Source organism: Pseudomonas sp. HMWF021 (assembly GCF_003061005.1).
Classification (GTDB): domain Bacteria; phylum Pseudomonadota; class Gammaproteobacteria; order Pseudomonadales; family Pseudomonadaceae; genus Aquipseudomonas.
On sequence record NZ_QAIK01000061.1, the window covers coordinates 122,027 to 130,095 of the forward strand.

Here is an 8,069-nt window from a genome sequence, read left to right on the forward strand (position 1 = left end):
CGACGTCGGGTTCACGTCATCACTCAGGAAGGTCGCAAATGGTACTTTTTTTTCCGCTTGAATACTCGCAGGTTTTTAAGGGTCAGGTGCGTCCAGCAGGCCGATGCGGGTGGCAGCGATGACGGCTGAAATCTTGTTGCACACGTTCAACTTCGAAATCACGTTTTGCACGTGATAATTCACGGTCCGTTCGCTGAGGCAAAGGATCCGCGAAATTTCATAGGCGGTCTTGCCGACAGCGGAAAGCTTCAGTACCTCCAGCTCCCGGGGTGAGAGCCGTGGCCGAGTGACAGCGTCGCCCTGTTTGGGCAGGGTTCTGGCGAACAATTCGCTCAGATGACTGGTCACGTAGAACATATAGCCAAAGTGTTCGTACAGCTCGAGCGAACTCAGTGGGCCATTTTTTCTGACAAGGCTAAGCGTGGTGCACAGGCCGGACGCTTCATGATGAAACGACTGTGACCAGCCGTGGCGCAATCCATGCTCTTGCAACGCGCTCCATAGTTCTGGCGTTTTTGAATAGAGCCCTTGTTCCCATATCACCGGCAACATACAGTGATTGCAGTGTGCTATTACCGGGTCAATCCTGCTGTAACGTTCAAGTTCATAGAGTTCGTTCCATTTTTTTGGATAGTTATTGATTTGCAAGGCATTTAAATTGTCGTTTCGACTATTCGAGGTCAACGAGATGGCGCAGAAATTGAAACCTATGTTTTCTGCAAATCTCAACAGGATCGGATAGGCAGACTCTATCTCCCTTGCGAAAGTCAGTTGCTTTAATTGCGACTCCTTCCACATTTCCATTAAAAACTCCGTGACTCTCCTACTGGGTGGGGTGCGGTTGGATCCAAAGGGACCGGCACGAATCCGAGTGTAGGATATTTCCCACGTAAAGTTTTGAACTTTTTGCTCTTGGCTGTTTTGAATATTGAATAATTGGTTATTAGTGGGGGAGATTATTAGATGTTGCTGTTAATCTGATATTTTTATTACTGGTTAGCATTCTTAAATATGATTTATTTTTCGCGTTCCGAATGCAAGACAGCACAAACTGTCCGTGTTTAGGCTTTTGATTTTGCGCGACACTGTGGGCAATCGTTGAATGGAGTCTCCCATGACCGCCAGTGCAGAGAAATTCACGGCCCAGACGTTGCTCGAAGTAAATCCCCTGACCTCTAGCCTTTTCACCCTGCGTACCACACGTGATGCGGGCTTTCGGTTCCGCGCCGGGCAGTTCGCCCGCCTCGGCGTGACCAAGGCCGATGGCAGCACGGTGTGGCGCGCCTATTCGATGGTGTCTTCGCCGTTCGACGAATTTCTCGAGTTCTTTTCCATCGTGGTGCCGGGGGGCGAGTTCACCAGCGAGCTGAGCCGGCTCAAAGTCGGCGACACCTTGCTTGTCGAGCGTCAGGCCTTTGGCTATCTGACACTGGATCGTTTTGTCGATGGCCGGGATCTCTGGCTGTTGTCCACCGGCACCGGGGTCGCGCCGTTCCTGTCGATCCTGCAGGACTTCGAGGTGTGGGAAAGATTCGAGCGGATCATCCTCGTGTACAGCGTGCGTGAAGCCCGGGAGCTGGCCTATCTGGAGCTGATCCGGCAGTTGGCGCAGCGTGATTATCTGGCCGAGTACGCGCACAAGCTGCAATTCATCCCGACGGTCACCCGCGAGCAGGCTGGCGGGGCATTGAATGGACGCATCACCACGCTGATCGAAAGCGGCGAGCTGGAGCGTACGGCGGGCCTGGAACTGACGGCCGAGCATTCGCGAGTCATGCTTTGCGGCAACCCGCAGATGATCGATGACACCCGGGCCTTGCTCAAGGCGCGAGGACTGCGCCTGAGCCTTTCACGCAAGCCAGGGCAGGTGGCGGTGGAAAACTACTGGTAAGGAAACGGCGCCCTCAGGCGCCGTTGCAATAGGTGCAGCGTTCAGGGCCGCGTGTTCTGAGCCTTGAGCAGGTCGCGGATCTCGCCTAGCAGTTCTTCTTCTTTGGTCGGCACAGGTGGCAACGTTGGCGCCACGGCTTCTTCACGCTTGAGGCGGTTGATGGCCTTGACGCCCATGAAGATCGCAAACGCGACAATGATGAAGTCCAGTACGCTCTGAATGAATTTGCCATACGCCAGCACGACGGCCGGAGCCGAACCATCAGCGGCTTTCAGCGTGATGGCCAGGTCGCTGAAATCCACCCCGCCGATCAGCAGGCCGATTGGCGGCATGATCACGTCGCCGACAAAGGACGAAACGATTTTGCCGAAGGCGGCACCGATGATGATACCGACGGCCATGTCGACCACATTGCCTTTGACCGCGAAGGCCTTGAACTCACTTAGCACGCCCATAGGTTATTTCCTTGTTACAGATGAGTTTGGTGTACGCAGTGTAAATCAGCAAAACGCGTCCTGCGCGAAACACCTTCTTACAATGCCCGTTTTTATCGACACATTAATCGACGATTAGTTTGCAAAGTGCCACTAATCGCGCGCGAAATACGCCGTAACCCGCTGAACAGGAAGCGAAAATTTTCAATCATGGAATTACGAACTTTCTATTTATGTTCCTTCGCATAGCCCTCTAGCCTCTGGCTGGCGCACCTGGATGCGCTCAAAAAAACCAGAGGAACCTGATATGAATTCCACTCTTGAATTGGCGGCCTTTCCCCTTCGCCGCACGGTCGGCCTGCTTACTGTCGGCCTGTTGAGCTTCTCCGTGAACGCCGCGCCGCTCACCCGGGACAACGGTGCAGCGGTCGGCGACAACCAGAATTCGCAGACTGCCGGTGCCAACGGCCCGGTGCTGCTGCAGGATGTACAGCTGATCCAGAAGCTCCAGCGTTTCGACCGTGAGCGCATTCCCGAGCGCGTGGTGCATGCTCGTGGCACCGGTGCCCACGGCACGTTCACAGTGACCAACGACCTCAGCGACCTGAGCAAGGCCAAAGTGTTTGCCGCAGGCCAGGTAACGCCGGTGTTTGTGCGTTTCTCCGCCGTGGTGCACGGCAATCACTCCCCGGAAACCCTGCGCGATCCGCGCGGTTTTGCCACCAAGTTCTACACCGCCGATGGCAACTGGGACCTGGTGGGCAACAACTTTCCGACCTTCTTCATCCGCGACGCGATCAAGTTCCCGGACATGGTTCACGCCTTCAAGCCCGATCCGCGTACCAACCTTGACGATGACTCGCGCCGTTTCGACTTCTTCTCTCATGTGCCGGAAGCGACCCGTACGCTGACCGAGCTGTATTCCAATTCAGGTACTCCAGCCAGTTATCGGGAGATGGACGGTAATGGTGTGCACGCCTACAAGTTGGTTAACGCCAAAGGCGAAGTGCACTATGTGAAGTTTCACTGGAAAAGTTTGCAGGGCATCAAGAACCTGACACCTGAACAAGTCGAAAAAGTTCAGGGCAAGGATTACAGTCACATGACCAATGATTTGGTAACTAATATCAACAAGGGCAACTTTCCGAAATGGGACTTGTACATCCAAGTGCTAAATCCGCAAGATTTGTCCAAGTTTGATTTCGATCCGTTGGACGCGACCAAGATCTGGCCGAATGTTCCTGAGCGAAAAGTTGGACAAATGGTGTTGAATCGTAATCCAGCCAATGTGTTCCAGGAAACCGAACAAGTTGCCATGGCGCCGGCCAATGTTGTTCCGGGTATCGAGCCTTCCGAAGACCGTTTGTTGCAGGGGCGGGTGTTTTCTTATGCCGATACGCAAATGTATCGTTTGGGCGCCAATGCCCTGCAGTTGCCGATCAACGCGCCAAAAGTTGCGGTCAACAATGGCAATCAGGACGGCGCGATGAACTTCGGTGCCACCCAGTCTGGCGTGAACTATCAGCCAAGCCGCCTGCAACCGCGTGAGGAGCCTCAAAGCGCGCGTTACAGCCAACTGACACTGTCGGGCAGCACCCAGCAGGCGAAGATTCAGCGTGAGCAGAATTTCAAGCAGGCCGGTGATCTGTATCGCTCATTCAGCCAGCAGGAGCGTCAGGATCTGATCAACAGTTTCGGCGGCTCGCTGGCGACCACCGACGACGAGAGCAAGCACATCATCCTGTCCTTCCTCTATAAGGCCGACCCGGAATACGGCACCGGCGTCACCAAAGTGGCCAAGGGTGACCTGAGCCGGGTCAAGGCGCTGGCAGCGAAACTGGTCGACTGATCTCGACGCCATGCAACGCGGGGCCTGATCCAGGCCCCGCTCTGTTGAAGGAGACGACTGATGCGCTTTTGTCTTTTATTGCTGCTCGGCTGCCTGTCCTGGACGGCGCAGGCCGAGCAGGACCCCGAGGCGATCAAGGTCCAATTGCAGGATTACTACTTCGACGCCGCCCGGCGCGGAGATGTGCCGATGCTCGATACTTTCATCGAGTCCGGTTATTCCCTCGATACGCGCGACAGCAAGGGTTACACCGCGCTGATTCTGGCGGCGTATCACGGCCAGGGCGCGGCGGTTGACCGCTTGCTGGCGGCGGGCGCCGATGCCTGCGCGCAGGACCAGCGCGGCAACACGGCGCTGATGGGCGCGATTTTCAAAGGCGAGATGCAGATCGCCCGACGGCTGATGGCGACTGATTGCAGCCCGGATCAACGCAACGGCGCAGGCCAGACTGCGGCGATGTACGCCGGGTTGTTCAAGCGTGTTGAACTGCTCGACGCACTCAAGGCCAAGGGCGCCGATCTCAATGCCGAGGATCCGCTGGGCAACAGTGCCGCGCGTCTGGCCAACGGTGAAATCCGTACCGCCGCACCGCGCTGAACGGTGGCTGCGTTATCATCGCGGTTTTTGCCGGGGGAACCAGATGGCCAAGGCCAAGCGCATGTACGGCTGCACCGAGTGCGGCGCAACCTTTCCCAAGTGGGCGGGCCAGTGCGGCGAATGCGGCGCCTGGAACACCCTGACCGAAACCATGATCGAGAGCGGCGGCGCCACCGCGCCCACCGGGCGTACCGGCTGGGCCGGGCAGCAGGCGCAGATCAAGACCCTGGCCGAAGTCAGCATCGAGGAGATTCCACGCTTCTCCACCGCGTCCGGTGAACTGGACCGGGTGCTGGGTGGCGGTCTGGTCGATGGTTCGGTGGTGTTGATCGGCGGTGATCCGGGCATCGGCAAATCGACGATTCTGCTGCAGACCCTGTGCAACCTCGCCAAGAGCATGCCGGCGCTGTACGTCACCGGTGAAGAATCCCAGCAACAGGTGGCCATGCGTGCCCGGCGTTTGGGTTTGCCTCAAGATCAATTGCGGGTGATGACCGAAACCTGTATCGAAACCATCATCGCCACCGCCCGTCAGGAAAAACCCAAGGTGATGGTGATCGACTCGATCCAGACCATCTTCACCGAACAATTGCAATCAGCCCCCGGTGGTGTTTCGCAGGTGCGCGAGAGTGCGGCACTGCTGGTGCGTTATGCCAAGCAGAGCGGCACGGCGATTTTCCTCGTCGGTCACGTCACCAAGGAAGGCGCGCTCGCAGGCCCGAGGGTGCTGGAGCACATGGTCGATACTGTGCTGTATTTCGAAGGCGAGTCAGATGGGCGCCTGCGCTTGCTGCGGGCGGTGAAGAACCGTTTCGGTGCGGTCAACGAACTCGGTGTGTTCGGCATGACCGACAAGGGCCTGAAAGAAGTCTCCAACCCTTCGGCGATTTTTCTCACGCGCGCGCAAGAAGAAGTCCCAGGCAGCGTGGTGATGGCTACATGGGAAGGCACCCGGCCGATGCTGGTGGAAGTGCAGGCACTGGTGGATGACAGCCATCTGGCGAATCCGCGCCGGGTGACGCTGGGCCTGGATCAGAATCGTCTGGCGATGTTGCTGGCGGTGCTGCACCGCCACGGCGGCATTCCGACCCACGATCAGGATGTGTTCCTCAATGTGGTCGGCGGGGTGAAGGTGCTGGAGACGGCGTCTGACCTGGCGCTGATGGCGGCGGTGATGTCGAGCCTGCGCAACCGGCCGTTGCCCCATGATCTGCTGGTGTTTGGCGAAGTCGGTTTGTCTGGCGAGGTGCGTCCGGTGCCGAGTGGGCAGGAGCGCTTGAAGGAAGCGGCCAAGCATGGCTTCAAACGCGCGATCGTACCCAAGGGCAACGCGCCGAAGGAAGCGCCGGCAGGGTTGCAGATCATTGCCGTGACGCGCCTGGAACAGGCGCTCGACGCGCTATTCGAATAACTACGGTTTCCTTGTAGGAGCTGCCGAAGGCTGCGATCTTTTGATCTTGTTTTAGAGGAGCAATGTCAAAAGATCGCAGCCTTCGGCAGCTCCTACAAATTCACAGTTCGATCAGGGCGCCGAGTTCACGCTCAAGCTCGGCTTCATCCGCCAGATTCAGCTCGATCAACCGCCGCAAGCGCTGGATCGACTCCAGACTGATATGCCGGCAGACGAATCCCAACTGGCCGTTTTCTTCATGAGCCAGATGCACATCCATTTCGATTTCGACGTCCGGACTTAAATGGATCCTGACGAAAAAGTCTTGCGCTGCATCGCCCAACCACGGCTCTGGCATTTCGATCAGCAACCCTTTCAGCGACAGATCGATCAGCTTCACCGGCCAGATGTACTCGCCCTGACTCAGCTCGGTTCTGGCATCGAACGCAATACGTTTGAAGCGACGACGGTTGGCTGGGTGCTCGCTCATGGCGCAATCCTCCGAAGGTTCGCTGACTATAGACCTGCATTGTTCGGGCATGCCAGCGCGAACGGGCCAGATAGACCTATGTCGGGGTATGGTCTTTGGCGCCAGTAGCGCTAAACTCGAGGTGGCTGTCTTTCTTGTCCACCCTGGCTGGAATAATAAAATGAAAAATAATAATAGCCTGCTACGCCACTTACCCTGGCTAGTGCTGGCAATCGTAGGAGCGTGCGCCCTGGGCGTAGTGGCATTGCGCCGAGGAGAGGCGATCAACGCCTTGTGGATCGTGGTCGCAGCAGTGGCCATCTATCTGGTGGCGTACCGTTACTACAGTCTGTTCATCGCCAACAACGTGATGCAACTGGATCCGCGTCGGGCCACCCCCGCCGTGCTCAACAACGACGGTCTGGACTACGTGCCGACCAACAAACACATTCTTTTCGGTCACCACTTCGCGGCGATTGCCGGCGCAGGCCCACTGGTCGGCCCGGTATTAGCGGCGCAGATGGGCTATCTGCCCGGTACGCTCTGGCTGATTGCCGGGGTGGTGCTGGCGGGCGCGGTGCAGGACTTCATGGTTCTGTTCATGTCGACCCGGCGCAACGGCCGTTCCCTGGGCGACATGGTGCGTGAAGAAATGGGCCGTATCCCCGGCACCATCGCGCTGTTCGGCTGCTTCCTGATCATGATCATCATCCTCGCGGTGCTGGCGCTGATCGTGGTCAAGGCACTGGCCGAGAGCCCGTGGGGCATCTTCACCGTGATGGCGACCATCCCGATCGCGATGTTCATGGGCATCTACATGCGCTACATCCGTCCGGGTCGCATTGGCGAGATCTCGGTCATCGGCGTGTTGCTGTTGCTCGGTTCGATCTGGCTCGGTGGTCAGATTGCCGCTGATCCGGTGTGGGCCAAGGCCTTCAGCTTCACCGGCGTGCAAATCACCTGGATGCTGATCGGTTACGGCTTCGTTGCCGCCGTGTTGCCGGTGTGGCTGATTCTGGCGCCGCGCGACTACCTGTCGACCTTCCTCAAGATCGGCACCATCATCGCCCTGGCGATCGGCATTCTGGTGACCATGCCCGAGCTGAAAATGCCGGCGCTGACCCAGTTCGTCGACGGCACCGGGCCGGTGTGGAAGGGCGGTCTGTTCCCGTTCCTGTTCATCACCATCGCTTGCGGTGCGGTATCGGGCTTCCACGCGCTGATTTCTTCGGGCACCACGCCGAAGCTGCTGGATAACGAAACCAACGCCCGTTACATCGGTTACGGCGGCATGCTGATGGAATCGTTCGTGGCGATCATGGCCATGGTTGCCGCTTCGGTGATCGAGCCGGGCGTGTACTTCGCCATGAACAGCCCGGCCGCCGTGGTTGGCGGTGACGTCGCCTCTGTGGCGCAGATGGTCAGCAGCTGGGGTTTTG

8 protein-coding genes are annotated in these 8,069 nt (G+C 57.8%); 5 read left to right on the top strand and 3 right to left on the bottom strand.

The genetic code is table 11. From position 1 onward, the window contains the following. Positions 1-75: 75 nt before the first annotated feature. Positions 76-804: an autoinducer binding domain-containing protein gene (locus DBR18_RS08660; RefSeq protein WP_108590041.1), complete on the bottom strand. Its 729-nt coding sequence runs from the start codon at positions 802-804 to the stop codon at positions 76-78. 310 nt (positions 805-1,114) lie between these two features. Here DBR18_RS08660 and DBR18_RS08665 point away from each other — a divergent pair, with 310 nt between their 5' ends. Then, entirely contained in the window at positions 1,115-1,891 is a 777-nt protein-coding gene (locus DBR18_RS08665) for a ferredoxin--NADP reductase (protein WP_108590042.1), read from the top strand. Positions 1,892-1,932: 41 nt separating this feature from the next. On the opposite strand, the gene mscL is transcribed toward DBR18_RS08665, so the two are convergent. After that, positions 1,933-2,346, bottom strand: a complete 414-nt coding sequence (gene mscL / locus DBR18_RS08670) for a large-conductance mechanosensitive channel protein MscL (RefSeq protein WP_108590043.1) — start codon at positions 2,344-2,346, stop codon at positions 1,933-1,935. 286 nt (positions 2,347-2,632) lie between these two features. Between mscL and katB the strand changes: the two genes are divergently transcribed. Genes katB through radA form a run of 3 tightly spaced genes read left to right on the top strand, consistent with a single transcriptional unit; the run spans position 2,633 to position 6,182 of the window. Continuing rightward, positions 2,633-4,174 carry a catalase KatB gene (katB, locus tag DBR18_RS08675; RefSeq protein ID WP_108590044.1) on the top strand — a complete coding sequence of 514 codons (1,542 nt, stop codon included), beginning with the start codon at positions 2,633-2,635 and terminating at the stop codon, positions 4,172-4,174. Between the two features lie 60 nt (positions 4,175-4,234). Then, positions 4,235-4,771, top strand: coding sequence for an ankyrin repeat domain-containing protein (locus tag DBR18_RS08680; RefSeq protein WP_108590045.1), 537 nt, complete (start codon positions 4,235-4,237; stop codon positions 4,769-4,771). A 43-nt stretch (positions 4,772-4,814) separates the two neighbouring features. After that, positions 4,815-6,182, top strand: a complete 1,368-nt coding sequence (radA, locus tag DBR18_RS08685; RefSeq protein WP_003228407.1) for a DNA repair protein RadA — start codon at positions 4,815-4,817, stop codon at positions 6,180-6,182. A gap of 100 nt (positions 6,183-6,282) precedes the next feature. On the opposite strand, the gene DBR18_RS08690 is transcribed toward radA, so the two are convergent. Beyond that, positions 6,283-6,651 carry a PilZ domain-containing protein gene (locus tag DBR18_RS08690; protein ID WP_108590046.1) on the bottom strand — a complete coding sequence of 123 codons (369 nt, stop codon included), beginning with the start codon at positions 6,649-6,651 and terminating at the stop codon, positions 6,283-6,285. 160 nt (positions 6,652-6,811) lie between these two features. On the opposite strand from DBR18_RS08690, the gene DBR18_RS08695 reads away from it, so the two are divergent. Beyond that, on the top strand, positions 6,812-8,069 hold a 1,258-nt coding region (locus DBR18_RS08695), incomplete at its 3' end, for a carbon starvation CstA family protein (RefSeq protein WP_305891531.1).